At 56.3% G+C, this 24,403-nt stretch carries 21 protein-coding genes; 15 read left to right on the top strand and 6 right to left on the bottom strand.

The window, feature by feature from the left end; all coding sequences use genetic code 11:
- Positions 1 to 5: 5 nt before the first annotated feature.
- Positions 6 to 2,066 (bottom strand): polyphosphate kinase 1, encoded by a 2,061-nt coding sequence (gene ppk1, locus ACXKZG_RS05915; protein WP_013203375.1) that lies wholly within the window; start codon positions 2,064 to 2,066, stop codon positions 6 to 8.
- A 157-nt stretch (positions 2,067 to 2,223) separates the two neighbouring features.
- Between ppk1 and ACXKZG_RS05920 the strand changes: the two genes are divergently transcribed.
- The 3 genes from ACXKZG_RS05920 to pstB are packed head-to-tail and all read left to right on the top strand — an operon-like array spanning position 2,224 to position 6,789.
- Positions 2,224 to 4,359: an ABC transporter permease subunit gene (locus ACXKZG_RS05920; RefSeq protein ID WP_471719725.1), complete on the top strand. Its 2,136-nt coding sequence runs from the start codon at positions 2,224 to 2,226 to the stop codon at positions 4,357 to 4,359.
- Positions 4,356 to 6,002 carry a phosphate ABC transporter permease PstA gene (gene pstA, locus ACXKZG_RS05925; RefSeq protein WP_488875843.1) on the top strand — a complete coding sequence of 549 codons (1,647 nt, stop codon included), beginning with the start codon at positions 4,356 to 4,358 and terminating at the stop codon, positions 6,000 to 6,002. The genes ACXKZG_RS05920 and pstA overlap by 4 nt, the downstream gene beginning before the upstream one ends.
- A 13-nt stretch (positions 6,003 to 6,015) precedes the next feature.
- Complete coding sequence (gene pstB / locus ACXKZG_RS05930; RefSeq protein WP_013203372.1) at positions 6,016 to 6,789, top strand: phosphate ABC transporter ATP-binding protein PstB; 774 nt, start codon at positions 6,016 to 6,018, stop codon at positions 6,787 to 6,789.
- Between the two features lie 50 nt (positions 6,790 to 6,839).
- Here the strand turns inward: pstB and purN are convergent, their stop codons facing one another.
- Together purN and purM are read right to left on the bottom strand one after the other, a co-directional pair.
- Positions 6,840 to 7,478 (bottom strand): phosphoribosylglycinamide formyltransferase, encoded by a 639-nt coding sequence (gene purN, locus ACXKZG_RS05935; RefSeq protein ID WP_013203371.1) that lies wholly within the window; start codon positions 7,476 to 7,478, stop codon positions 6,840 to 6,842.
- Positions 7,475 to 8,515 (bottom strand): phosphoribosylformylglycinamidine cyclo-ligase, encoded by a 1,041-nt coding sequence (gene purM, locus ACXKZG_RS05940; protein ID WP_041692384.1) that lies wholly within the window; start codon positions 8,513 to 8,515, stop codon positions 7,475 to 7,477. The genes purN and purM overlap by 4 nt, the downstream gene beginning before the upstream one ends.
- A 243-nt stretch (positions 8,516 to 8,758) precedes the next feature.
- On the opposite strand from purM, the gene upp reads away from it, so the two are divergent.
- The 3 genes from upp to hda all read left to right on the top strand — a co-directional run bounded on the left by upp (position 8,759) and on the right by hda (position 11,525).
- Entirely contained in the window at positions 8,759 to 9,385 is a 627-nt protein-coding gene (gene upp, locus ACXKZG_RS05945) for a uracil phosphoribosyltransferase (RefSeq protein ID WP_013203369.1), read from the top strand.
- A gap of 67 nt (positions 9,386 to 9,452) precedes the next feature.
- Positions 9,453 to 10,736, top strand: coding sequence for a uracil permease (gene uraA, locus ACXKZG_RS05950; protein WP_479994430.1), 1,284 nt, complete (start codon positions 9,453 to 9,455; stop codon positions 10,734 to 10,736).
- A gap of 87 nt (positions 10,737 to 10,823) precedes the next feature.
- The gene (hda, locus tag ACXKZG_RS05955) at positions 10,824 to 11,525 is read left to right on the top strand and encodes a DnaA inactivator Hda (protein ID WP_219845779.1); all 702 of its coding nucleotides are present in this window, start codon (positions 10,824 to 10,826) and stop codon (positions 11,523 to 11,525) included.
- Positions 11,526 to 11,560: 35 nt separating this feature from the next.
- On the opposite strand, the gene bepA is transcribed toward hda, so the two are convergent.
- Positions 11,561 to 13,021 (bottom strand): beta-barrel assembly-enhancing protease, encoded by a 1,461-nt coding sequence (gene bepA / locus ACXKZG_RS05960; protein ID WP_041692383.1) that lies wholly within the window; start codon positions 13,019 to 13,021, stop codon positions 11,561 to 11,563.
- 823 nt (positions 13,022 to 13,844) lie between these two features.
- Here bepA and ACXKZG_RS05965 point away from each other — a divergent pair.
- The 9 genes from ACXKZG_RS05965 to ACXKZG_RS06005 all read left to right on the top strand — a co-directional run bounded on the left by ACXKZG_RS05965 (position 13,845) and on the right by ACXKZG_RS06005 (position 23,181).
- Positions 13,845 to 14,450 (top strand): DsrE family protein, encoded by a 606-nt coding sequence (locus tag ACXKZG_RS05965; protein WP_013203365.1) that lies wholly within the window; start codon positions 13,845 to 13,847, stop codon positions 14,448 to 14,450.
- A gap of 181 nt (positions 14,451 to 14,631) precedes the next feature.
- Complete coding sequence (locus ACXKZG_RS05970; RefSeq protein ID WP_488875844.1) at positions 14,632 to 15,645, top strand: LacI family DNA-binding transcriptional regulator; 1,014 nt, start codon at positions 14,632 to 14,634, stop codon at positions 15,643 to 15,645.
- Positions 15,646 to 15,679: 34 nt separating this feature from the next.
- Complete coding sequence (locus ACXKZG_RS05975; protein WP_471719727.1) at positions 15,680 to 16,699, top strand: ABC transporter substrate-binding protein; 1,020 nt, start codon at positions 15,680 to 15,682, stop codon at positions 16,697 to 16,699.
- Positions 16,699 to 17,577: an ABC transporter permease gene (locus ACXKZG_RS05980; RefSeq protein ID WP_134822553.1), complete on the top strand. Its 879-nt coding sequence runs from the start codon at positions 16,699 to 16,701 to the stop codon at positions 17,575 to 17,577. The genes ACXKZG_RS05975 and ACXKZG_RS05980 overlap by 1 nt, the downstream gene beginning before the upstream one ends.
- Entirely contained in the window at positions 17,577 to 18,398 is an 822-nt protein-coding gene (locus tag ACXKZG_RS05985; protein ID WP_134822552.1) for an ABC transporter permease, read from the top strand. The genes ACXKZG_RS05980 and ACXKZG_RS05985 overlap by 1 nt, the downstream gene beginning before the upstream one ends.
- A complete protein-coding gene (locus tag ACXKZG_RS05990) occupies positions 18,398 to 19,378 on the top strand; it encodes an ABC transporter ATP-binding protein (protein ID WP_488875845.1) in 981 nt (326 codons plus the stop codon). Before ACXKZG_RS05985 ends, ACXKZG_RS05990 begins: the two co-directional genes overlap by 1 nt.
- A 23-nt stretch (positions 19,379 to 19,401) precedes the next feature.
- Positions 19,402 to 20,235 carry a phosphodiesterase gene (locus ACXKZG_RS05995; RefSeq protein ID WP_488875846.1) on the top strand — a complete coding sequence of 278 codons (834 nt, stop codon included), beginning with the start codon at positions 19,402 to 19,404 and terminating at the stop codon, positions 20,233 to 20,235.
- 159 nt (positions 20,236 to 20,394) lie between these two features.
- On the top strand, positions 20,395 to 22,002 hold the full coding sequence (locus ACXKZG_RS06000) for a sensor domain-containing diguanylate cyclase (RefSeq protein ID WP_488875847.1): 1,608 nt from the start codon (positions 20,395 to 20,397) through the stop codon (positions 22,000 to 22,002).
- A gap of 105 nt (positions 22,003 to 22,107) precedes the next feature.
- Positions 22,108 to 23,181, top strand: coding sequence for an AI-2E family transporter (locus ACXKZG_RS06005; protein ID WP_134822548.1), 1,074 nt, complete (start codon positions 22,108 to 22,110; stop codon positions 23,179 to 23,181).
- Between the two features lie 102 nt (positions 23,182 to 23,283).
- On the opposite strand, the gene bcp is transcribed toward ACXKZG_RS06005, so the two are convergent.
- Both bcp and ACXKZG_RS06015 read right to left on the bottom strand, forming a co-directional pair.
- Positions 23,284 to 23,751, bottom strand: coding sequence for a thioredoxin-dependent thiol peroxidase (bcp, locus tag ACXKZG_RS06010; protein ID WP_013203356.1), 468 nt, complete (start codon positions 23,749 to 23,751; stop codon positions 23,284 to 23,286).
- Positions 23,729 to 24,322: a glycine cleavage system transcriptional repressor gene (locus ACXKZG_RS06015; RefSeq protein ID WP_013203355.1), complete on the bottom strand. Its 594-nt coding sequence runs from the start codon at positions 24,320 to 24,322 to the stop codon at positions 23,729 to 23,731. Before ACXKZG_RS06015 ends, bcp begins: the two co-directional genes overlap by 23 nt.
- Between the last annotated feature and the right edge of the window lie 81 nt (positions 24,323 to 24,403).

Here is a 24,403-nt window from a genome sequence, read left to right on the forward strand (position 1 = left end):
GTGAGTTAGTCAGGTTGTTCCAGAGATTTAATGTAATCGTAAATAGCCAGCTGGGCGCGCACTTTGCGGCGATTGCCGCGCGGAACATACTTATTGCTCAACTCTTTGTCTACGAAGCGCGCTTTAAGCGTATCACTTAACAGGATGCCAATAATATCCAGCACCCGCTGTTTCAGAATAGGGTCAAGAATGGCGACGGCCACTTCGATACGGTAATCGATATTGCGGGTCATCCAGTCAGCCGAGGAGAGATAGACTTTTTTGTCGCCACCGTTATCAAAAATATAGACGCGATCGTGCTCAAGGTAGCGGTCAACAATACTAATTACGCGGATATTTTCACTGATTCCTTCCAGATTGGGGATCAGCGAGCACATGCCACGGATCAGCAGATCGACCTTCACGCCGACGCTGGAAGCGGTATACAGCCTGTCGACCAGGCCTTTATCCACCAGATTGTTCACTTTAAGCGTGATGCCAGCCTGAATGCCTTTCTGCGCATTGGCGATCTCATTATCGATCAGCTGATACAGCATCTGGCGCGAGTTCTGTGGCGAAACCATCAGATGCTCGAAGGTGACCGGGCGATAAGGGTTTTCAATAAAGTTAAACACCCGGCGCACTTCGTTAGTGATACGCGCATCGGCGGTCAACAATGAGTAGTCGGTATAAATACGCGCGGTTTTTTCGTTGAAGTTACCGGTGCCGATATGGGCATAACGGGCAATCTCGCCGTTTTCACGCCGTGAGATTAAGAACAGCTTGGCGTGAATTTTCAGTCCAGGAGCCGAGAAAATCACGTGTACGCCGGCTTCCGTCAGGCGTTTGGCCCAGTGAATATTCGCTTCTTCATCAAAGCGCGCCTGCAGTTCCACCACCACGGTGACTTTTTTGCCGTTATAAGCCGCATGGATCATCGCGTCGATAATGCGCGAGTTCTTGGCGACACGGTAAATATTGATTTTGATGGCTAACACCGCCGGGTCAAACGACGCCTGACGCAGCAGTTCCAGCACATGCTCAAAGGTGTGGTACGGGTAATACAGCAGCACATCGCGATTACGGATGGCATCGAAGCCGTTACGGAAACGGTCGAACCAGATGTGGCGCAACTGCGGCAGCGGTTTGTTAACCAGATTGGCCTTGCCGACGTTCGGGAAGGTAATGAAGTCTTTAAAGTTATGGTAACGGCCGCCCGGCACAATGGAGTCGTAGTTGGTGATGTTCAGCTTTTTGCTCAGCATCTCAACCATCGCATCCGGCATATCACGCTGATAAACGAAGCGCACCGGCTCGGCGGTTAAACGCTGCTTCAGACTGGAGGACATCAGTTCCAGCAGGCTGGATTCCATCTCGGTGACCAGATCGTATTCGGCATCGCGCGTCATCTTCATCGAGTAAGCGTTCAGCGCATCGTAATCAAAGAAGCCGCGGAAAATATCGCCCAGGCAATAGCGCAAAATATTGTCCAACAGGATCATCGGTTTGCGGCGGCGCGGCGTTTCCGGCGGCAGATTGACGAAGCGCGGCACCTTGTCTGACGGGATTTCCAGCAGCGCATAGCTGATCTGATCGCCACGGATGATCTCTACCGCCAGATAGGTGTAGTCATCCTTCAGAAACTCAATCAAGTCGGTGTCGTGATTGACCAGAATCGGCGTGATGTGCTGACGCAGTTGGTGTTTGAAATAGTGGCGCAACCAGCTCTGCTGGTTTGGCGAAAGCTGGCGCTCGTTAATCAGGAAGATCTGATTACGGGCCATCTCCAGCAGCAAATCATTGTAAAGGCCGTCGAATTCCTGGTCCGCTTTCAACACCCTGGCCTGAATTTTTTTCAGTAAGTGGCGCGGGGTATTGGGAATGCCTTGCTCTTCGCCAATCAGAATGCGGCGTTTCAGGTCGGCGAAGCGGACTTTATAGAACTCCTCCAGGTTATTGGAGTAAATGCCTAAAAAGCGCATACGCTCAATCAGGGGGTTGGATTTATCTGCCGCTTCCTGGAGAACGCGCTCATTGAACGATAACCAGCTCAATTCTTTTTCTATATACAGCTTTTCCTGACCCATTTTTACTCCGTATGAAGATCCTGCCCTTGACCGGCCATTGTCTCACTTCATTATGGCGAGAGTATGGCAGGAAAGTCCAACGGACATTGTTGATTGTCTTATTAACCACATACGGGCAACATAGCGGCTTCAACGCCCACAGGAAAGCACTTAACGCATGAGTTCGACCCCCATTCCCGCCCAGTTCAACGACCGGCGCCGTCAATTTATTGATCGGCTGACTCGCCGCGTCGTCAGAGTCTGCGGGCTGGCGATCCTGCTGGTGATGCTGCTGCTGTTTGTCTGGCTGCTGTGGGTGGTGGTGCCGCTGTTCTCGTCACCGTCGATTGGCAGTGCGCAGACCATCAGGCTGCCCGCCTCAACACCGTCAGTGGCGCTGGGGATGGATACCCGGCAAAAGTGGGCATGGCGAATTGACCGCCAGGGACAGGGCATGTTTATCCCGCTTGATGCACAGCCGCCGTCAGTGGCCTTTCCGCTTGCCGCTGGCGAAGTCAGTGCCGTGACGTCCGCCGATAATGGCAGCGTGTTGCTGCATAGCGCCAGCGGGCTGGTGCTGGTTCAGCCACAGCTAACCGTCAGCCACGACGAACCGGTGTGGAAGTTCCCGCTCGGCGATCGACCGTTAGCGGGCAGCGATGCCAATGCAACGGTCATGAGCCTGGCCCATGCCGACGATCGCTGGCTGATTGCTCAGGGCAGTGCGCAGCAGATCACGCTGTTGCGGTATGCGGCAGGCGCTGCGCCTGAGAAATTCACGCTTGCGGTGCCGGACATCAATCAACTGCTGCTTTCCCCGGATGGCAAACTGCTGTTCGGCGTCGCCGGCAATATTCTCCGCGTCTGGCGGATCGCCCCGGACGGGCCGGTTCTGCGCGATACGCGCACCTTAACCAGCGCACCCCATCGAATTGCCTTACTGAGCGGCGGAAGCTCGTTGCTGTTGTCCGATGCCAATGGGATTGCGCAGTGGTTTGATATCGCCAGCGAAACCGGGCCGCATTTGCAGCCTATCCGCCAGTTTGCCGGAGCAGAAGATCGCGGGCTGCTGTTCAGCGAGGCGCATCGGCGGGTGTTTGCCACGCTCAGCCCCGCTGGTGAACTCAAGCTGTATGCCAGTAAGCAAAGAGGCGCGATTTTGTCACGCCAGCTGGCTGCCAATGCCGAAAATGGCGCATTTTCGCCGCAGGGTGATGGTTTGCTGCTGGAGCACGGCGGCATGTTGCAGCACTATAAAATTGATAACCCGTGGCCCGATATCAGCTGGCGCAACCTCTGGCAAAAAGTCTGGTATGAACACTATCCCTCGCCTGATTACGTCTGGCAATCGACCTCGGCCAATGACGAATATCAGGGCAAATTCAGCCTGGTCCCGATGGTGATGGGGACGTTGAAAGCGGCTGGCCTGGCGATGCTGTTTGCCACGCCGCTGGCACTGGCTGCGGCAATGTATACCGCCTGGTTTATGGCGCCGGGTTTACGGCGCTGGGTGAAACCGGCGATAGAGATGATGGGCGCATTGCCCAGCGTGGTCATCGGCCTGATTGCCGGGCTGTGGCTGGCCCCGCTACTGGCTGACAAACTGCTCGGCGTGCTGCTGTTGCCGCTAATGCTGGCTGGCGTCCTGCTTTTATGCAGTTGGGCCTCGCTGAAACTGCCTGCGCGCTGGCGTCGCCGCCTGTGTGATGAAGGGCGTGAAATCTGGATCCTGCTGCCGCTGATGCTGCTGACCGGCGTCTTCTGCCTGGGGTTGCTGCCCGCCATTGAGCACAGCCTGTTTGGTCAGGGTCTGGCCGACCGTTTCAGCAGCGGCTATCAGCAACGTAACTTATTGATTGCCGGCGTGGCGATGGGCTTTGCGCTGGTGCCGTTAATATTCACCCTGGCGGAAGATGCCATCTTCAGCGTGCCGGCATCGCTAGGGCAGGGCTCACTGGCGCTTGGTGCAACGCAGTGGCAAACGCTCACTCGCGTGGTGGTGCCGGGCGCCTCTTCCGGCATTTTCGCCGCCCTGATGATTGGCTTTGGTCGGGCGCTGGGTGAAACGATGATTGTATTGATGGCAACCGGCAACACGCCGGTCACCGAAGGCGGTTTATTGCAGGGCGTGCGCAGCCTGGCGGCTAACGTGGCGATTGAAATGCCCGAGGCGGCTGCCGGAAGCGGTCACTACCGCATCCTGTTCTTAAGCGCGCTGGTGCTGCTGGTGTTTACCCTGACGGTAAATACCCTGGCTGAACTGATCCGCCAGCGCCTTCGCCGGCGTTACAGTCAGCAGGAGGAGACGTTATGAGTGGAGTGATGAACAATCACCGCTGGCGCTGGCTGACCGGTGGCGCGGTGGCGGTCAGCCTGCTGGCGTTTATTTTGCTGATCGCTCTGCTTGCCTGGCAGGGCATGAAGTATTTCTGGCCGCATCCGGTTACGCTGTATACGGTTCAGCAAACGGTCGGCACCACGCAGATGCTGGGTGAAGTTGCCCAGTCACAGACGGTTTCCCGCCAGCAGCTTGAGGAGAGTGGCCGCGTGTTGCCAGCCGGGCTGCCGCAAGAGCTGACCCGCTATCTGATTAAAACCGGCAACCGCGATTTCGCCGCGTCCGATTTTCACAGCATCTTAAGCAGCCAGATTGTGTCCAGCGAGCAGCCTACCGGGGTGATCGCGCTGCAACGTCGTACCGGCGGCATGGCGTACGGCTGGTTCGACGGCCTGCTGGAGAACGGTCAGCCGCTGGTGGCGCGCAATATGATGCGTACCTTGCAGCAGCGAATTAAACAGTCGCAACAGCATATGTCGCAGGCGGAGAAAATCCGCCGGGTGAGCATGGCCAGGCTGAACAGCGAACTGGAGCAGCTGGCGCAGCAACAGCGGCATCTTCAGCAACAGCACCAGTACACGGCGCAGGCACAGTCGATCCATCAGGCGGACAGTGCCGAGCTGCAGCGTCAGTTTGTGCAGAAGGCCCAGCAGCTCAGCGACCTGAATGATGAAAGCAGCAGCACGGTGCTGATCCTGCGGGATGCTCAGGGCCAGCAGCACCGCATTGCGATGAACGAGATCCTCGGCGCCTGGTATCCCAATGCGATGAGCTACGGCGAGAAATGGCTGCATTTGGCCTGGCAGATCTGGCACTTTGTCAGCGGCACCCAGGGCGACAGCCTGGGCGAAGGCGGCGTGTTCCCGGCGATATTCGGCACCGTGCTGATGGTGCTGCTGATGTCGATCGTGGTGATGCCGCTGGGGGTGATCGCGGCAATCTGGCTGCATGAATATGCCGGAAACGGTCTGATGACCCGGCTGGTGAGGATTGCGGTGGTGAACCTGGCGGGCGTGCCTTCGATCGTTTACGGCGTGTTTGGCCTCGGCTTCTTTGTCTGGCTGGTGGGCGGCAGCCTCGACAAACTGTTCTTTGCCGATGCCTTGCCCGACCCTACCTTTGGCACGCCTGGCCTGCTGTGGGCCTCGCTGACGCTGGCATTGCTGACGCTGCCGGTGGTGATTGTCGCCACTGAAGAAGGCCTGTCGCGTATCCCTAAATCCCTGCGTCAGGGCTCGCTAGCCTTAGGGGCCACCCAGGCGGAAACGCTGTGGCACGTGACCCTGCCGCTGGCCGTTCCTGCGATGCTGACCGGGCTGATCCTCGCCGTGGCGCGCGCAGCAGGAGAGACCGCGCCGCTGATGCTGGTGGGCGTGGTGAAAATGGTGCCAGAACTGCCGATCGATGCGGTGTTTCCTTATTTGCATCTGGACCGTAAATTTATGCACCTTGGATTCCAGATATACGATCTGGCTTTCCAGAGCCCGAATGCTCAGGCGGATCGTCCGCTGGTCTTTGCCACCGCGTTGTTGCTGGTAACGATAATTCTGGCGCTGAACATGCTGGCGATGGTGTTACGGCATCGCCTGCGGGAACGCTATCGCGCCCTGATGAACTGATGGTGAGAGAAAAATGGTGAAGTCCGATTTGCTGGAAAGCACGCTTGAGCTGGAGAACCTGTCGCTGTGGTATGGCGAAAAGCAGGCGCTGAATGAGATCAACCTGCGGATCCCAAAAAATCGCATCACCGCGCTGATTGGCCCTTCCGGTTGCGGAAAATCGACGCTGTTACGCAGCCTGAACCGGATGAACGAACTGATTGATGGCTGCCGCACCGAAGGCGATATCCGGCTGAACCAGCAGTCGATCCTCGGCAGCAGTCAGGACTTATCCTCGCTACGTCGGCGCGTTGGCATGGTGTTCCAGCGGCCCAACCCGTTTCCGAAAACCATCTATGAAAACATCGTTTATGGTCTGCGCCTGCAGGGCGTTCGCGATCGGCGGGTGCTGGATGAAGCGGTTGAGCGGGCGTTGCGGGCGGCGGCGCTGTGGGGCGAAGTGAAGGATAACCTGTGGCAGAATGCGCTGACGCTGTCCAGCGGTCAGCAGCAACGGCTGGTGATCGCCCGTGCGATTGCGATTGAACCGGAAATTTTGCTGCTGGATGAACCGACCTCGGCGCTGGATCCGATTTCGACGCTGGTGATTGAAGAGCTGATGAGCAGCCTGAAGCAGCACTTCACGCTGATTCTGGTCACGCACAATATGCAGCAGGCCGCGAGGGTGTCAGATTACACCGCGTTTATGCATCAGGGGAGCGTGGTGGAGTTTGGCGAGACTGACGAACTGTTTACCACGCCGCGCCAGCGTCGCACGGAAGATTACATTACCGGCCGCTACGGCTAATAAAAAAGGGGGAGATCGACGATCTCCCCCTTAATATGCGCTACGACAAGCTAGTCGCCAGCATGCCCTTCTTCAGGCAGCTTTTCACCGTCCAGCCACGCCGCATCATCACGCATCGCCAGTCTGCCATCGACAAACCAACTGACCACCAGCGGATAAATAGCGTGCTCCTGATGCTGAACGCGGGCGTTCACATCCTCTTCGCTGTCTTCTGCAAACACCGGCACCTTCGCCTGAAGGATCACCGGGCCGCCGTCCAACTGCTCGGTAACGAAATGCACCGAGGTGCCGTGCTCTTCATCGCCATTTTCAATCGCCTGGCGGTGAGTGTGCAGACCCGGGTATTTCGGCAGCAGGGAAGGGTGGATGTTCAGCATGCGTCCGGCATAGTGCTGGACGAAGGCCGGGCTGAGGATCCGCATGTAACCGGCCAGCACCACTAAATCGGGCGCATAAGCATCGATTTCCAGCATCAGCTGGCGATCGAACGCTTCACGGTCAGCAAACTGGGAAGCGGCGAGCGCATGGGCCGGAACACCGGCCTCACGCGCGCGGGTCAGACCGTACGCGTCCGACTTGTTGCTGAACACGGCAGCGACGCTGCCGTGGATCTGGCCTTGCTGGCAGGCATCCAGGATTGCCTGAAGATTGCTTCCCTGGCCGGAAACCAGCACGACTAGCCGTTTCATGCGTTAATGACCACACGCTCTTCAGAATCGGACGCTTTGATCACGCCGATTTTCCAGGCTTTTTCGCCCGCGTCAGTCATAAGCTGTACCGCTTTATCAGCTTCGTCTGCGCTGAGGGCGATTAACATGCCCACGCCGCAGTTAAAGGTGCGGTACATCTCAAAGCGGCTGACGTTGCCCGCTTCCTGCATCCAGCCGAAGACGGCCGGCCACTGCCAGCTTGACTCTTCAATCACCGCCTGGGTGTTGTCTGGCAGCACGCGTGGGATATTTTCCCAGAAGCCGCCACCGGTCAGGTGAGCAATCGCGTGAACATCAACCTGTTCGATCAGGCTGAGGATGTTCTTCACATAGATGCGGGTAGGTTCCAGCAAATGATCGGCCAGCGACTTGCCTTCCAGCTGCGTCGTTTCCGGATTGGTGTTGCTGACTTCCAGAATTTTACGGACCAGCGAGTAGCCATTGGAGTGCGGGCCGCTGGAGCCGAGGGCAATCAGTACGTCGCCGTCCTGAACTTTGCTGCCATCGATGATTTCTGATTTTTCAACCACGCCAACGCAGAAGCCTGCCACGTCGTAATCTTCGCCGTGGTACATGCCCGGCATCTCTGCGGTTTCGCCGCCGACCAGCGCACAGCCAGACTGCGAGCAGCCTTCAGCAATGCCGGTGATCACGCTGGCTGCGGTGTCGACTTCCAGTTTGCCCGTGGCATAGTAATCCAGGAAGAACAGCGGCTCGGCGCCCTGAACCACCAAATCATTCACGCACATCGCGACCAGATCGATACCGATAGTATCGTGGCGTTTAAGGTCCATCGCCAGACGCAGCTTGGTGCCGACGCCGTCAGTGCCGGAAACCAGAATCGGCTCGCGGTATTTTTGCGGCAGCGCACAAAGGGCACCGAAACCGCCTAGTCCACCCATCACTTCCGGGCGACGAGTCTTTTTCACTACGCCTTTAATACGATCGACTAAAGCATTACCCGCGTCGATATCTACGCCGGCGTCTTTATAGCTGAGAGAGGTCTTATCGGTCACTGCGAAATCCCCACGCGGTTTGCGGTTGGTGGTATGGAAAATAAAGCGCGGCAATTCTAACAGCGCAGGCAAACGTTTGCGAGTGCCATCTTCAGACGCGTTGCGGATAACTGGATTTTAGCTAATTATTGACGGGTAGGGACGGTTTAATCAAAAGTTGCACTAAGTCATATGGCGTGGAGCGTAAATGGCGCTATAATCTCGCGATTTTTTTTTGCAGCTTAACACTCCGGGAGTACAACAATGAAGATCGTGGAAGTCAAACACCCGCTGGTCAAACATAAACTGGGTCTGATGCGTGAGCATGACGTAAGCACCAAACGTTTTCGTGAACTCGCCTCAGAAGTGGGAAGTCTGCTGACTTACGAAGCCACCTCTGATTTAGCCACCGAAACGGTGACCATTGAAGGCTGGAATGGTCCGGTAGAAATCGAGCAAATCAAAGGTAAGAAGATCACCGTGGTGCCGATCCTGCGTGCGGGACTGGGCATGATGGAAGGCGTACTCGAGCACGTGCCAAGCGCGCGCATCAGCGTTGTCGGTGTTTACCGCGATGAAGAGACGCTGGAGCCGGTCCCGTATTTCCAGAAGCTGGTTTCGAATATCGAAGAGCGCATGGCGCTGGTGGTGGATCCAATGCTGGCTACCGGTGGGTCAATGATTGCCACCATTGACCTGCTGAAAAAAGCCGGTTGTACCAGCATTAAAGTGCTGGTGCTGGTCGCCGCACCGGAAGGCATTGCCGCGCTGGAAAAAGCGCACCCGGATGTTGAGCTGTACACCGCGTCTATCGATCAGGGTCTGAATGAGAAAGGGTATATCATTCCGGGCCTCGGTGACGCAGGCGATAAGATCTTCGGCACCAAATAAGCCGTCATCAACGAGACAAGCCGACCGCAGAGTCGGCTTTTTAATGGGTAAAACAAGGGGTAATACTATGACACGTCGTGCAATTGGCGTCAGCGAGCGGCCACCGCTGCTGCAAACCATCCCACTCAGCTTCCAGCACCTGTTTGCGATGTTTGGCGCCACCGTGCTGGTGCCGATCCTGTTCCATATCAATCCGGCCACGGTATTGCTGTTTAACGGCGTCGGCACCTTGCTCTATCTCTTTATCTGTAAGGGCAAAATCCCGGCTTACCTCGGTTCAAGCTTTGCCTTTATTTCTCCGGTGTTACTGCTGTTGCCGCTCGGGTATGAAGTGGCGCTCGGCGGCTTTATTCTCTGCGGCGTGCTGTTCTGCCTGGTGGCGTTGATTGTCAAAAAAGCTGGCACCGGCTGGCTGGACGTGATGTTCCCACCGGCGGCAATGGGCGCGATTGTGGCGGTTATCGGGCTGGAACTGGCGGGCGTGGCGGCGAAAATGGCCGGACTGCTGCCCGCTGACGGCGCTTCCGTTGACAGCAAAACCATTATCATCTCGATGGTGACGCTGGGCGTAACGGTGTTTGGCTCGGTGCTGTTCCGCGGCTTTCTGGCGATTATCCCGATCCTGATTGGGGTGATTGCCGGTTATGCGCTCTCTTCGGCGATGGGCATTGTCGACTGGTCTTCGGTAGAAGCCGCGCACTGGTTCGCGCTGCCTACCTTCTATACGCCGCGTTTCGAATGGTATGCGATGTTAACTATCCTGCCGGCCGCGCTGGTCGTGATTGCCGAGCATGTCGGTCATCTGGTGGTCACCGCCAACATCGTGAAAAAGGACCTGTTGAAAGATCCGGGTCTGCATCGCTCGATGTTTGCCAACGGCATTTCTACGGTCATCTCCGGCTTCTTTGGATCCACGCCCAACACCACCTACGGTGAAAATATTGGCGTAATGGCCATCACCCGCGTCTACAGCACCTGGGTGATTGGCGGCGCGGCCATTCTGGCGATCCTGCTGTCCTGCGTCGGTAAACTGGCCGCGGTGATCCAGGCGGTACCGGTGCCGGTTATGGGCGGCGTATCACTGCTGTTATACGGCGTGATTGGCGCTTCCGGTATTCGCGTGCTGATTGAGTCCAAGGTTGATTATAATAAGGCGCAGAACCTGATCCTGACCTCGGTGATCCTCATTATTGGCGTGAGCGGCGCAACGGTGCATATCGGTGCGGCGGAGCTGAAAGGCATGGCGCTGGCCACCATCATCGGCATTCTGCTGAGCCTGATCTTCAAGGCGATCAGCCTGATCCGCCCTGAAGAAGTGGTGCTCGATCCGCAGGATCGCGATCGCCTGTAAGCGACGGCAATCCGGCCTGCGTTTATTAACAGAAGAAAGTTGTGATAAACTCCAGCCGGATTTTGCCCGATCAACACTGAGGTGCTTCTGAACACACCGGCACAGCTGTCTTTGCCCTTGTATTTGCCCGATGACGAAACCTTCGCCAGCTTCTGGCCGGGGGAAAACCCGTCGCTGATTGCCGCGCTGCAAAGTGCGCTGCAACAGGAGCACGGCAGCTATTTTTATTTCTGGTCGCGTGAAGGGGGAGGCCGCAGCCATTTGCTGCATGCCGCCTGCGCCGAGCTCTCCGCCCGTGGCGAGGCCGTCGGCTATGTGCCGCTGGATAAGCGCACCTGGTTTGTGCCGGAAGTGCTGGATGGCATGGAGCAGCTGCCGCTGATTTGCATCGACAATATTGAATGCATTGCCGGGGATGAACCCTGGGAAATGGCGATTTTCGATCTCTATAACCGCATTCTGGAAACCGGCCGCACCCGCTTACTGATCACCGCCGATCGTCCTCCCCGCCAGTTAAACCTCAAGTTAGCCGATTTAGCTTCCCGCCTCGACTGGGGGCAGATTTATCGCCTGCAGCCGTTATCCGATGAGGATAAGTTACAGGCGCTGCAGCTGCGGGCCAGACTGCGAGGTTTTGAACTACCGGAAGACGTGGGCCGTTTTCTGCTGAAAAGGCTGGATCGTGAGATGCGCACGCTGTTTGAAACGCTGGATAAGCTGGACCGCGCTTCAATCAGTGCCCAGCGTAAGCTGACCATTCCTTTTGTGAAAGAAGCGCTCGGTCTGTAGTTCGGCAACGGGCCACTGCATCAGCCCGCTCTGGATCACGATCGCATATAAGGCTTGAACCGCTGCTGTAACTGACGCAGCTGATCGATTCTCGCATCATATCTTGCCTGCTTCAGGCTACCCAACGGCACCGAGGCACTGGCACTGCTCAAACTTCTGATCGCCTGATCGAGCTGGCCGTTCAGCGCCAAACTCTCCGCTCTGGCCGCTTGCTCTTCGTCGGTTAATCCCTGATCGGCACTGGCCTGCGCCAGTAAATCCCAGCCGTTCGGATCGTCTTTGTGCGCCCAGGTATAGCGATTGAGAATCTTGCTGGCTTCGGCGGGTTGCTTCGCTTCGACATAGGCATTCGCCAGGTTGAGCTGAACCACCGCGCTGGCACTGACGCCTTTCGCGGCCAGCAGCATCGAGATTGCCTGCTGCGGCTGATTAAGCCCGATATCAATATCGCTCATAATATCCAGATACCAGACGTTGTCCGGCTGCTTTGCCAGTAACGGCGCAATGATCTTTTTGGCATTGGCGAAGCTTTTGGCCTGTAAAAACTGCACGGCTTTTCCGTACTGTCCCGCCGCCTGCTCCCGCGTGTTGCCTTTATTCAGCGTATCCAGCAGGTCATCGGTCAGCTGGTTTTGTCCGGTGGAGTACATGCCCAGCGCGCGAACTTTCGCCATGTAATAGTCCTGCGAAGACTGCACCACCACCGGCTTCATCTGGTTGGCGCGGTTGCGGGCATCCGACAGGCGGCTATCCGGTAAAGGGTGCGTTAACAGGATCTCCGGCGGCTTGGAGGAGAAGCGGGACTGATCGGCCAGTTTTTGCAGGAAGTTCGGCATTGCTTCCGGATCAAAGCCCGAACGCTGCAACACCTGAATGCCGATGCGATCGGCTTCCTGCTCGTTTTGCTGGGTAAAGCTGATCACCCCTTGCTGCGCGCCCGCCAGCGTACCGCTTAACGCCGCCATGCCCGCCTGCGGGCTGGCCATGGCCAGCAGGATTGAGCCCAGCGCACCCACCCAGGTCAGCGGGGCATTGCGCTGCTGCTCTTCCATCGCGCGCGCCAGGTGTCGTTGGGTGACGTGCGAGATTTCGTGCGCCATCACCGAGGCCAGCTGGCTTTCATTGTCGGTATAGCGGAAGAGGGCAGAATGCAGCACCACATTGCCGCCAAAGAAGGCGAAGGCGTTAATTTCATCATTGCGGATAAGGAAGAAGTGGAACGGCGTTTTTACCGACCAGGCGTGAGCGACCAGCCGTTGGCCTAACTGATTGATGTAGTCGTTTAACAGCGGATCGTTGATCAACGGCGCGCTGCCACGCAGCTGGCGCACATAGAAGTCACCCATCTGCATTTCCTGGCCGATGGAAAGCGTATTGCCTGCCGTGGTGCCAATGTCCGGCAGATTGTCGCTGACGTCCGCTTTCAACGGCAGTGAAGCGGCCGAAAGAGAAAAGATGAGTGAGGCCAGAGCACACTTCTTCAATCTACTGATCATGCGGAATCCCATTCTGATGACGTCTTCTTTCGACCGACAGTCTGACCAAATGTTCTGGCAGCCGTGGGCAATCGTTGTACTTTTCGCAGGGTATCTTAATCACTAGTCAGTCGTAAGGGAACGGTTGCAACAGACGGTTACTGAATGATTTTCTGCAAAACGGCCATTATTGCCGTAAAAAATTGACTATCTCATCGCTAACCCCAATCAGGCGGCTTAACGCACTTTGCTTTGAGCACAACAGGCAGCGCCTGATATTTCTGGTTTTACTGCGTCCCCGATCACAAATAAATGTGACCTGTCAGCGAATCTTAGCCGCGCTTTCCTTAAAGTTAGGTAAATTTATTCAATTAATCTGATGATGGCATGGAATTTGATTAGGTTTAGTCCTAAAAATACCCCTAATGAACCGGGGAGTGAACGATGTGTTTATTAGCATAATTACTTTATTTTGACTGATATCAGCAATTAAACAGAGCCAATTATTAATTTATTGGTTAACTAACAGTACCATTAATAACTTAAGTTAAATTTTAATTATGGATATTAACCATGACGATAAAAAATACACTCTATTTAATGCGCTGAGCACTGGCTGGATCTTTGCGCAACCTGTTGTAATCAGTAACTTTCAATATTTTTTTGATATTGCATAATATCAATGATTTCATCGCTAAACTAATTGCGCTCTTATGCTTTTTTCAGCCGCAAGCAATTCGTCAAAGCTATGGTATAGATCCTGTTATCGCCGCAGTTGGCGACACTCTACAGCCTTTTTATCCGTGAGCCATCTGACTCGTTGCCCTGTTGCGGAGAGCATCCTATGCGTCCTGTCGTATCCTATTTAGTCATCGCTGTTGTAGCCGGTTTTGTCGGCGCCAGTTTTTCAAAGGCCCCCGATATTGCCGATAAAATCAGTGCCCGTTTTGGCACCCCGGCTGCCGATCCCGCAGGTTTCTGGTCAACTCCAACCATTGAGGGTTACGGCAAAATTCATTACGAATCAGACGTGGCGTATAAACCGGCTGTGGGTGAGAGTAATAAAATCGTTTTCCAGATCACCAAAGCGGAAAATGGCCCCAACGATCCTAATCTCGGCCTGGAGCGTGTTGCCAGGGTTGTGAATCTGTATGTCGCTTCTGGCGTGCCGGTCGACCAGCTGAAGTTCGTGGTTTCTGTCACCGGTGATGGCACCCCGGCGATGTTAAATAACGAACAGTATAAAAAAATGTTTGGTATGGATAATCCTAACCTGAAGCTCATCAGCCAGCTGCGGGCCAAAGGAGTGGATGTCTCGGTCTGCGATCAGTCTGTCGCCTTCCACCATTTCCAGCATGACTGGATTGATAAATCCGTTACCCATGCGCTGTCCAGCCCGACCACGGTTTCAACCCTGGAAAACCAGGGCTACGCCTTCCTCGCGATGTAATTCTGCCGTCCCTGCTATAACGCGGGCCGCTGGCCCGCAAATCCGGACTCAGGCTTCTGCCGCCTTTCGTTGATCACCTTCCCTGAGCCGCTGCACGGCCCATTCTGCGATCATTTTTCTGTCATAAATCGTTGTTAACTTGCCTGCCATGAGATCGATCTCATGGTGAAAAGGTGAGCGAATGACGGATTTATTGCGGGTAGCAAAACTGGCGGGCGTTTCACGCGCTACGGCAGCACGGGCTTTCTCTTCGCCTGAGCTGGTGCGTGAAGAGACCCGGCTGAAAGTATTTGCTGCGTCAGATGCGCTTGGCTTCCGGCCAAATCTTATTGCCCGCCAGCTCCGCACCCAATCTTCCCGCACGCTGGGGGTGTTGTTGCCTTCGTTAAGTAACCCCGTTTTTGCTGAACAGCTGCAGGCGATGGAAGTGGCTGCTCAGCAAAGAGGCTACGGGCTGCTGATTGCCACCAGTGATTATCAGTCGCAGCGCGAAGCGGACATCGTGGAAAATATGCTCCGCCAGCGCGTTGATGGGCTGGTGCTGACCGTCGCCGATGCCGACAGCAGCCAGGTTCTCGCCAACCTTCAGCGGGAAGATGTGCCGGTGGTCTTGGTCCACAACGCGCCGCAAAAAATCACGCTGCCGTCGGTGTGTGTTGATAACCGCCAGGCCATGCGTCAGGCCACCGGGCACCTGCTTGGCCTCGGGCATCGCCACATCGGCATGATTGCCGGGCCAATCCTGCAATCTGACCGCGCGCTTCAGCGTTATCAGGGCTACTGCGATGCGATGAACGCCGCCGGTCTGACGCCCGCCGCGGTGCTGGAAATGCCCAGCCATACCCGTTCAGGCCTGCAGACGCTGCAACCCGCCTTACAGGGCCATCAGGCGATGACCGCGCTGCTCTGCACTAACGATCTGCTGGCCATAAGCGTGATCGGCGAGCTGCTTCGTGCGGGCTATCGCGTGCCGCAGCAAATTTCAATTATTGGCTTCGACGGAATCGATCTCGGGCGGCTGGTTTATCCGTCGCTCAGTTCCGTGGTGCAACCTTTACAGAATATGGGAACGCAGGCGATTACCCATCTGCTGGCATTAATTGCCGGTCAGCGTCCGGATCCTGTTGCGCCGCTACCGGTGCAACTGCGGTTGGGTGAAAGCATCGCGCCGCCGCCAGTTCTGCCTTTGCCTTAACCTTTTTTTATTACACCAACATCCGGGAAAACTTATGTTACAGCGTAAACAGTTCAGCAAGATTGCCGTCGCCGCGCTGCTGGCGGGGAGTGCAATGGTCAGCCAGCTGGCGTCAGCAGCCGATGCCATTTGTTATAACTGCCCGCCAGAATGGGCTGACTGGGGCACGCAGTTAAAAGCGATTGCCACCGATACCGGCATCAACGTGCCGCAGGACAATAAAAACTCCGGTCAGGCGCTGGCACAGATGGTGGCGGAAAAAGCCAACCCGGTGGCCGATGTGGCCTATCTGGGCGTCACCTTTGGTATTCAGGCGGCAAAGTCGGGCGTGGTGGAGACGTATAAACCCGCCGGATGGAATGCGATCCCGGCTGGCATGAAGGATCCTGACGGGAAGTGGGTCGCGCTGCACTCTGGCACCATGGGCTTTATGGTCAATGTCGATGCCTTAGGCGGCTTGCCGGTGCCGCAATCCTGGAATGACCTGTTGAAGCCGGAATATAAAGGCATGATTGGCTTCCTCGACCCTTCCAGCGCGTTCGTCGGTTACGTGGGCGCGGTCGCCGCGAACCTGGCAATGGGCGGCACCCTGCAGGACTTCGGACCTGGCCTGGCGTACTTTAAAAAACTGTCAGCCAATAAGCCGATTGTGCCGAAGCAAACCGCCTATGCGCGTCTGCTGTCCGGCGAAATCCCAATCCTGCTGGATTATGACTTCAATGCCTATCGCGCGAAATACACCGACCATGCCAACGTCGCCTTTGTGATCCCGAAAGAGGGGACCGTTACCGTGCCGTACGTCATCAGCCTGGTAAAAAACGCGCCACACGCGGATAACGGCAAAAAGGTGATTGATTACGTGCTGTCCGACAAAGGGCAGGCGATTTGGGCCAATGCTTATCTGCGCCCGGTCCGGCCGGAAGCGATGTCGGCTGAGGCGAAGAAACGCTTCCTGCCTGACAGTGATTATGCCCGCGCCAAAACCGTCGATTATCAGCAGATGGCTGACGCGCAAAAAGCCTTTTCCGCGCGTTATCTGAGTGAGATCCAGTAATGTCTGCGCCATTAGTCAGCAGCGGTTCGCGTCCCCATGTCGGGGCGCGCGCCACGCCATTTCTCCGCCGGATAAAGGTGCAGTGGATGCTGGTTCCCGCCCTGTTGTTTTTTGCGGCGTTCTGGCTGCTGCCTTTCGCCACTCTGATCATGATGGGCACCGAAGCCGATAACAGCACCGGTGTGAATGCGTACTGGACCATTCTGACGCAGCCGCAATACCTGCGCAGCCTCGGGGTGACGGTGCTGCTGTCGCTGTTGGTTTCCCTGTTGGCGGTAGCGATTTGTGCCATCGTCGGCTGTTTTCTGGCGCGTCACCGCTTTGCCGGGCGCTCGCTGTTGCTGGCGGTGTTAACTTTCCCGCTGGCTTTTCCAGGCGTGGTGGTGGGCTTTCTGGTGGTGATGCTGGCGGGACGCCAGGGGCTGATTGCGCAAATTAGCCTGACGTTGTCCGGCGAACGCTGGATGTTTGCCTATTCGCTGGCGGGGCTGTTCGTGGGCTATCTCTATTTCTCCATCCCTCGCGTGGTGATGACGCTGGTCGCCGCCTGCGAAAAACTCGATCCGTCGCTGGAGGAGGCAGCGCGATCCCTTGGTGCCAGCCAGTGGCGAGTGGTGTGGGATGTGATTGTGCCGGGGATCTCGCCGGCACTGTTTTCCAGCGGCGCCATCTGCTTTGCCACCAGTATGGGCGCTTTTGGCACCGCGTTTACTCTTGGCACCGACCTGAAGGTTTTGCCGCTGACGATTTACGGTGAGTTCACCAATTACGCCAATTTTGCCACGGCGGCCGCATTGTCCGTGGCGATGGGCGGTGTCGCCTGGCTGGCGTTGATTCTGGCGCGCTGGCTGGCCGGTGAGCATAAGGAGATGGCGTAATGAAACGCACCGGACTGTTCTGGTTACAGCTGATTTTCACGCTCAGCCTGTGCCTGTTTATGGTGGTACCCATCGTCCTTTCGCTGCTGGCAGGGGTGACGGAGAACTATTTTATCGGGCTGAAAAGCGGGCTGACGCTGCGCTGGGTTGCCCAGGTTTGGGAGCTGTACGCCGGCACGATCGGGCTGTCGCTACTGATCGCCGTCAGCTGCCTCGGGTGCGTGTTGGTATTAGGCGTGCCAGCCGCATGGGGATTATTGAAAACCCCCTCACGTTGGGCCAGCCGCATTGAAGAGTTTCTGTTGCTGCCGGTGGCGTTACCCGGACTGGCCACGGCGCTCGGCCTGATTGTCATCTATGGCGGCTTCCACGGTTTACGCAGCAGCTGGCTGTTTATTTTGATCGGCCATGTGCTGTTCACTCTGCCCTTTATGGTGCGTCCGGTCCTGTCGGTGATGCGCGCCAGCCAGCTGCTGCAGCTGGAAGAAGCGGCCGCCAGCCTGGGCGCCGGTTTCTGGCGTCGGTTCTTTACCGTCATCGTACCGAACTGCCGTAACGGCATTCTTGCCGGGGCATTTATGGTGCTGACGCTGTCGATTGGTGAATTCAATATCACCTGGATGCTGCACACGCCGCTGACGAAAACGCTGCCGGTGGGTCTGGCGGACAGCTATGCCTCCATGCGTCTGGAAGTGGGCTCGGCCTATACCCTGATTTTCCTCGCGATTATTTTGCCGCTGTTGCTGGCGCTGAGCTGGGTCACCCAGTTTGCTCAGCGCCGGGCAGATGCGCGAGCGTTACCCGTTAAGGAAACCGTCTGATGGCAGACTCCCTGAGTATTCATTTACGTCACTGTTCACGCACTTTTGCCGGCGGTTCAGTGGCATTGCACCCGTTGGATCTCGACATTGTGGCTGGCGAAACGCTGGTGCTGCTGGGGCCGTCTGGCTGCGGGAAAACCACCACGCTGCGCATCATCAGCGGCCTGGAAACGCCAGACGCTGGCGGTGAAGTCTGGTTTGGCGATCGTAACGTCACCCACTTGCCGATTGAGAAGCGCAATGTCGGCATGGTGTTCCAGAACTATGCGCTGTTCCCCAATTTAAACGTTGCGGATAACGTCGGCTACGGCCTGCGTATTCAGGGTGTGCCCAAAGCGGAACGGCAGGAAAGGGTGGATGAGATGCTGGCGATGGTCGATCTGTTGCCCTTTGCTCATCGCCCGGTGCAGGCGCTTTCCGGTGGGCAAAAGCAGCGCGTGTCGCTGGCGCGCGCATTGGCAGCCCGGCCAAAGGTTCTGTTGTTTGATGAGCCGCTGGCGGCGCTTGATGTGAAGCTGCGTGAGCGCCTGCGTGAGGATATCGGCCATCTGCTGAGAACGCTGGCCATCACTGCCGTCTATGTCACGCACGATCAGCAGGAAGCGATGGCGTTGGGCGACCGGATTGCGGTGCTTGAGCGTGGACGGATCGCGCAGATCGACACGCCGCGCACCATTTATCAGCAGCCTGCCACCCGGTTTGTCGCTGATTTTGTCGGTGCCATCAACTGCATTCAGCCAGCCGGATACGGCACGCCGGCCCGTTTCTGCCGGCCTGAAGATATTCAGCTTGGTCAGCCGGATGCCGGCTTGCGTCATGGCCGTATCGTCGAACAGCTGTTTCTCGGTGCCAGCCAGCGCTTGCTGATTGATATCGGCAGCGAAAAACCGATTCAGGTCGAACGTTCTGCCCGTGAGGTCTGGCAGACCGGTCAGAGGGTAGGATTGATCATCACCGACGAACGGGTGATGCATTTTTAATTCGGGATTAAGGGATCGTTATTTTGACTCAGCAAGCGGTGTTACTGGCCCAGATCAGTGATTTACACATTAAAGCCCAGGGCAAATTGTCCTACCGCAAAGTGGATACCCTTGGCGCATTACGCCAGGTGATTGCCCGACTGAATGCGCTATTGCCACGCCCTGATGCGGTGGTGATTACCGGCGATCTGGTCGACTTTGGCCACGAAGAAGAGTATCTGACGCTGAAGGAAGCGTTATCCCACCTTGAATTGCCGTACTGGCTGATGGCGGGCAATCACGACGATCGCCAGATGATGCGAAAAATCTTTGCCGACCAAACGCATCTTTTTCAGCACCACGAATTCATTCAGTGGGAAGGCGAATGCGGGCCGTTACGCCTGCTGGCACTGGATTCCACCGTGCCACAACAACCGCAAGGGGAACTCTGCGAAGAACGTCTGGGCTGGCTGTCTGACAGGCTAAAGGAACAACCTCTGCGGCCGACAATAGTGATGCTGCACCATCCGCCGTTTATCAGCGGGATTGACCATATGGATCGCCAGCGGCTGCGTAATCCCCACTCGTTAGCTGCGGTGATCGAGGGCCATCCGCAGGTGGAAAGGGTGCTGTGCGGGCATCTTCATCGCAGTATGCAGGTCAGGTTTGCCGGTACGCTGGCGTGCAGCGCGCCAGGTGTATCCCATCAGGTGGCGTTTGATTTGCAAACCGACGGCCCGGCCAACTTCTGCCTGGAGCCCGCCGGTTATTTACTGCACCGCTGGACGCCGGAGCAGGGGGTGGTCACCCATCAGTGCGTCGTTGGGCAATTTGATGGCCCTTATCCCTTCTATGATGCCAACGGGCTTATCGATTAAACCAAATTATTATTGGTATAAAGGGCGTCAGAATATTCCCAAAACGAACGAGAGGTGTACAATTGGCGTGTGCTTTACCAGGGCATAACACGCACTTATCAAATGCGCACATAAAATAATAAGGCGCTACATTATGAAACGTCTCACCGAGGTGAGTCCATGTTGAGGCTAAGTCGCCCCAAGACGGACTTACGCACGCTTATTACATTATTAGCCGTGGCCAGCATCGTGATTACACTGGCCAACTCACTGTACGCCACCTGGCGAGTACAGCGTGAAGTGCTGATCAATAATACGCTCGAATCCAACCGCGTTTACGCCACGAAACTGGCCTCCACCACTGAAATGTTTTTTCAGCTGGCGCAGTCACAGCTGGCGTTCAGTGCCAAAGTGCTGGGCGACGGTATGGATAACGATGCGGCGTTGCAAAGTGAGGTCGATCGCCTGCGCGAACAGACCAACAGCTTTAACTCGGTGGTGATTGTCGACGCCAATGGCTGGGTGAAAGCGATTTCGCCCGAGTCTTTGATGCTGAAAGGCATGCATCTCACTACCAGCAGCACCACGCAAGCACTGACTGAGCGCAAACCGCTGATCGGCAAACCGAGCATTTCGGCGGCCAACAACCTGATGGTGTTTGTCTCTTATCCTGTCTGGTCAAAAACCGGCAGCTATCTGGGCTTTGTCGGCGGCACGATTTACCTGAAGAAAAAAAGCATTCTCAATGAATTGCTCGGCGAGCAGTTCTACCGCGATGGTTCGTCACTGTATGTGGTTGATGGCGACAACCGGGTGCTCTACCACCAGAACGCCAAACTGATTGGGCAGAAAATTGCTCCGCTGATCGCGGACGATGTCCGGGAGAAGAACAGCAACGGCTACCAGCAGATCCCGAAAGCCAGCGGCGAACCGATGCTGGCAGGTTACGCCACGGTCTCCACGCCGGGCTGGACCATCGTCGCGCTTAAACCGACGCAGACCACCCTTGAACCGCTGAACAGCCTGTTGATGAAGGTGCTTCAGCATTCGGTTCCCTTCGCGCTACTGACCCTGATTTGTGCCTGGATCCTTGCGCGCCTGATTGCGTTACCGCTGTGGCAACTGGCCCGTAAGGCCAGCCAGATGGACGCGCCAGGCGTGTCGAAAGAGATTAACGGCATCCGCTCCTGGTATTATGAATCGTCGCAAATCAAACGCGCGATGCTGGCCGGGATTGGTTTGTTGCAGGATAAAATTGGCCGGCTGAAGTTCGAGGTGCAGACCGATCCAATGACCGAACTGCTTAACCGTCGCGGCCTGAACGCGGTGCTGGAATATTTCCTCGCGACCCGTCAGCCGTTTGCCGTGCTGGCGGTGGACATCGATCACTTTAAGCGGGTGAACGATACCTGGGGTCATGATGTGGGCGATAACGTGATTAAAAGCGTCGCCGATCAGCTGGGTAATAGCTCCCGACAGACAGACGTTGTCTGCCGTAACGGCGGGGAAGAGTTCCTGATGATCATGCCTGGCGCCGATCGTGATGTGGCAATGGCGATTGCCGAGCGCGTCAGAAGAAAGATTGAGCAGCTGGAATTACCGACCGTTGGGCATATTTCGATTTCGATTGGCGTGGCGTTCTGGTCACCGGATGAAATCTCGATGGAGCGGGTGTTCAAGCAGGCTGATGATGCGCTTTATCAGGCGAAAAATGCCGGACGTAACCGTGTCATCGCCAGCCAGCCAGAACCGCAGCTTGAGATGCACCCGCAACGTCACAACGGCTAATCCTCACCCGTCCGGCCTGGCATCCCGCCACGCCGGACAGCCACGCGACAGAGCCTCACCCTTCAGGTAGACTGTTTCCCCCCTTAGTACGCAAGGACGTTTCCCATGCTGGACCTCTTAATTCAGTGGTATCGCCGCCGCTTCAGCGATCCACAGGCTATCGCCTTGCTGGCCATCCTGATCGCCGCCTTTTGTATTCTGTTTTTCTTTAACGGCCTGCTGGCCCCGCTGCTGGTGGCGTTAGTGGTGGCGTATCTGCTGGAGTGGCCAACGGTGCGCCTCGAACGCCTGGGCTGTTCCCGTACCTGGGCGACCGCCATCATCCTGATTATCTTTGCCTCTTTATTAATGGTGTTAGTGCTGGTGGTCGCGCCGGTTGCCTGGCAACAGGGGATTAACCTGGCGCATGAACTGCCGACCATGCTTAACGGCCTGTATCACTATGCCACCCGCTTACCGGAGCGCTTCCCTACGCTGATGGACGTGGGCATCATCGATATCGTGGTGGAGAACCTGCGCAGCCGCCTGAGCGGCATGGGCGACCAGCTGGTGAAATACTCGCTGGCTTCGCTGGTGGGCATTATGACCCTGGCGATTTATCTGGTGCTGGTGCCGCTGATGGTGTTCTTCCTGCTGAAGGACAAAGACCAGATGCTGGCAGCCATTAGCCGCGTTCTGCCGCGCAACCGTGGCCTGGCCGGTCAGGTGTGGGCAGAGATGAACCAGCAGGTCTCCAACTACATTCGCGGCAAAGTGCTGGAGATGGTGGTGGTCGGTATCGCCACCTGGATTGGCTTCCTCGCGATCGGCATGAACTATGCGCTGCTGCTGGCGGTGCTGGTTGGCTTCTCGGTGCTGATCCCCTACGTCGGCGCACTGGCGGTGACCATTCCGGTCATCGGCGTGGGCCTGGCGCAATGGGGCCTCGGCGGTGACTTCTGGACGATGATTATCGTCTATCTGATTATTCAGGGGCTGGACGGCAATATTCTGGTGCCGGTGCTGTTCTCAGAAGCGGTCAATCTGCATCCGCTGGTGATCATTCTGTCGGTGGTGATATTTGGCGGGCTGTGGGGATTCTGGGGGGTGTTCTTCGCCATTCCGCTGGCCACGCTGATCAAAGCGGTGGTGCATGCCTGGCCTGATGAGCTGAACGTCGAGCCGAAAAAACGCACATAGCGGGATAAGAAAAGGGCAGAAGCGGCGCTGTGCCTTAATCTTCGGCGACAAACCGGAGATTAAGGGGCACTCTCTTCTGCCCTTTTTATGTTGCGCCTGGGATCAGGCGCTCTTCAGGTAGTCCATCACGATGTCGTGGTGAGTGGCGGTTTTGAAGTCATCAAACACATGCTCAACCTTGCCATCGGTGCCAATCAGGAAGCTGATCCGGTGGATGCCATCATAGGTTTTGCCCATGAACGTCTTCTCACCCCAGATGCCAAACTGTTCGCAGACCTGATGGTCTTCATCGGAAAGCAGCGTAAAGTTCAGCAGCTCTTTCTCAACAAATCGCGACAGTTTCTCTGGCTTATCGGTGCTGATCCCTAACACATCAACACCGGCTTTTTTCAGCTCATCCATGCTGTCACGCAGACCGCAAGCCTGAACGGTGCAACCTGGCGTCATCGCTTTCGGGTAGAAATACACCAGAACGCGCTGTCCCTGGAAGTCGGTCAAATTTACTTGTTCGCCATCCTGATCGGGCAAGCTAAATTTCGGTGCGGTATCACCGGCTTTCAGTGGATTCATCACTACTCTCCATTTTTTCATCATGCTGTGGGTACTGGACGACGTTAATAGTGCCTTGCGCCTGCAGTTCTGTACATAGCCTGTTGAATGCCTGCTCAATAAATGAGGCATCCTGGCTGGCGGGGCTGTGAGCGGTAATTTGAATATAGAGTAAAGGCGGCTGATTTTCTTGCGCGGGCTGCGTGCGGGACACCAGCTCGGCGATGTTCATCTGATGGGAATCAAACAGATCGGTGAAGCGCTCAATAATATGCGGTGAATCCTTTACTTCCACCTGAACCCAGACCGTGGCGGGCATGGGCGGCCGTTCGCGGAAGGTGGTGCGCTTCATCACGATCAGCAGCTCCAGCTCCGCGCCTTTTAGCGGCAGGGTGGATTCAATCAGCGTAATCGCGTTCCAACTGCCGGAAAGCAGCATGATAAAGCTGAATTCCTCACCCAGCATGGCCAGACGGCTATCTTCAATGTTGCAACCGCAGCTGCTGACGTGGCGGGTGATGGTGTTAACGATCCCCGGGCGGTCAACCCCCAGTGCGGTGATAACCAGATGATGTTGCTGTGACTGCGGCAAAATGATGCTTCCTGTCCGTCATGATGATTAGCAATTGTGATAACTCTAAGGTAAACATAAAAAATACCCTATGCCAAGTGG

This window comes from Erwinia sp. 2186 (genome assembly GCF_057812255.1).

Bases quoted from the DNA above. Each gene is read 5' to 3' on its own strand.
- ppk1 (WP_013203375.1), bottom strand. From the start codon at position 2,066: ATGGGTCAGGAAAAGCTGTATATAGAAAAAGAATTGAGCTGGTTATCG.
- ACXKZG_RS05920 (WP_471719725.1), top strand. From the start codon at position 2,224: ATGAGTTCGACCCCCATTCCCGCCCAGTTCAACGACCGGCGCCGTCAA.
- pstA (WP_488875843.1), top strand. From the start codon at position 4,356: ATGAGTGGAGTGATGAACAATCACCGCTGGCGCTGGCTGACCGGTGGC.
- pstB (WP_013203372.1), top strand. From the start codon at position 6,016: ATGGTGAAGTCCGATTTGCTGGAAAGCACGCTTGAGCTGGAGAACCTG.
- purN (WP_013203371.1), bottom strand. From the start codon at position 7,478: ATGAAACGGCTAGTCGTGCTGGTTTCCGGCCAGGGAAGCAATCTTCAG.
- upp (WP_013203369.1), top strand. From the start codon at position 8,759: ATGAAGATCGTGGAAGTCAAACACCCGCTGGTCAAACATAAACTGGGT.
- uraA (WP_479994430.1), top strand. From the start codon at position 9,453: ATGACACGTCGTGCAATTGGCGTCAGCGAGCGGCCACCGCTGCTGCAA.
- bepA (WP_041692383.1), bottom strand. From the start codon at position 13,021: ATGATCAGTAGATTGAAGAAGTGTGCTCTGGCCTCACTCATCTTTTCT.
- ACXKZG_RS05965 (WP_013203365.1), top strand. From the start codon at position 13,845: ATGCGTCCTGTCGTATCCTATTTAGTCATCGCTGTTGTAGCCGGTTTT.
- ACXKZG_RS05970 (WP_488875844.1), top strand. From the start codon at position 14,632: ATGACGGATTTATTGCGGGTAGCAAAACTGGCGGGCGTTTCACGCGCT.
- ACXKZG_RS05975 (WP_471719727.1), top strand. From the start codon at position 15,680: ATGTTACAGCGTAAACAGTTCAGCAAGATTGCCGTCGCCGCGCTGCTG.
- ACXKZG_RS05980 (WP_134822553.1), top strand. From the start codon at position 16,699: ATGTCTGCGCCATTAGTCAGCAGCGGTTCGCGTCCCCATGTCGGGGCG.
- ACXKZG_RS05985 (WP_134822552.1), top strand. From the start codon at position 17,577: ATGAAACGCACCGGACTGTTCTGGTTACAGCTGATTTTCACGCTCAGC.
- ACXKZG_RS05990 (WP_488875845.1), top strand. From the start codon at position 18,398: ATGGCAGACTCCCTGAGTATTCATTTACGTCACTGTTCACGCACTTTT.
- ACXKZG_RS06000 (WP_488875847.1), top strand. From the start codon at position 20,395: ATGTTGAGGCTAAGTCGCCCCAAGACGGACTTACGCACGCTTATTACA.
- ACXKZG_RS06005 (WP_134822548.1), top strand. From the start codon at position 22,108: ATGCTGGACCTCTTAATTCAGTGGTATCGCCGCCGCTTCAGCGATCCA.
- bcp (WP_013203356.1), bottom strand. From the start codon at position 23,751: ATGAATCCACTGAAAGCCGGTGATACCGCACCGAAATTTAGCTTGCCC.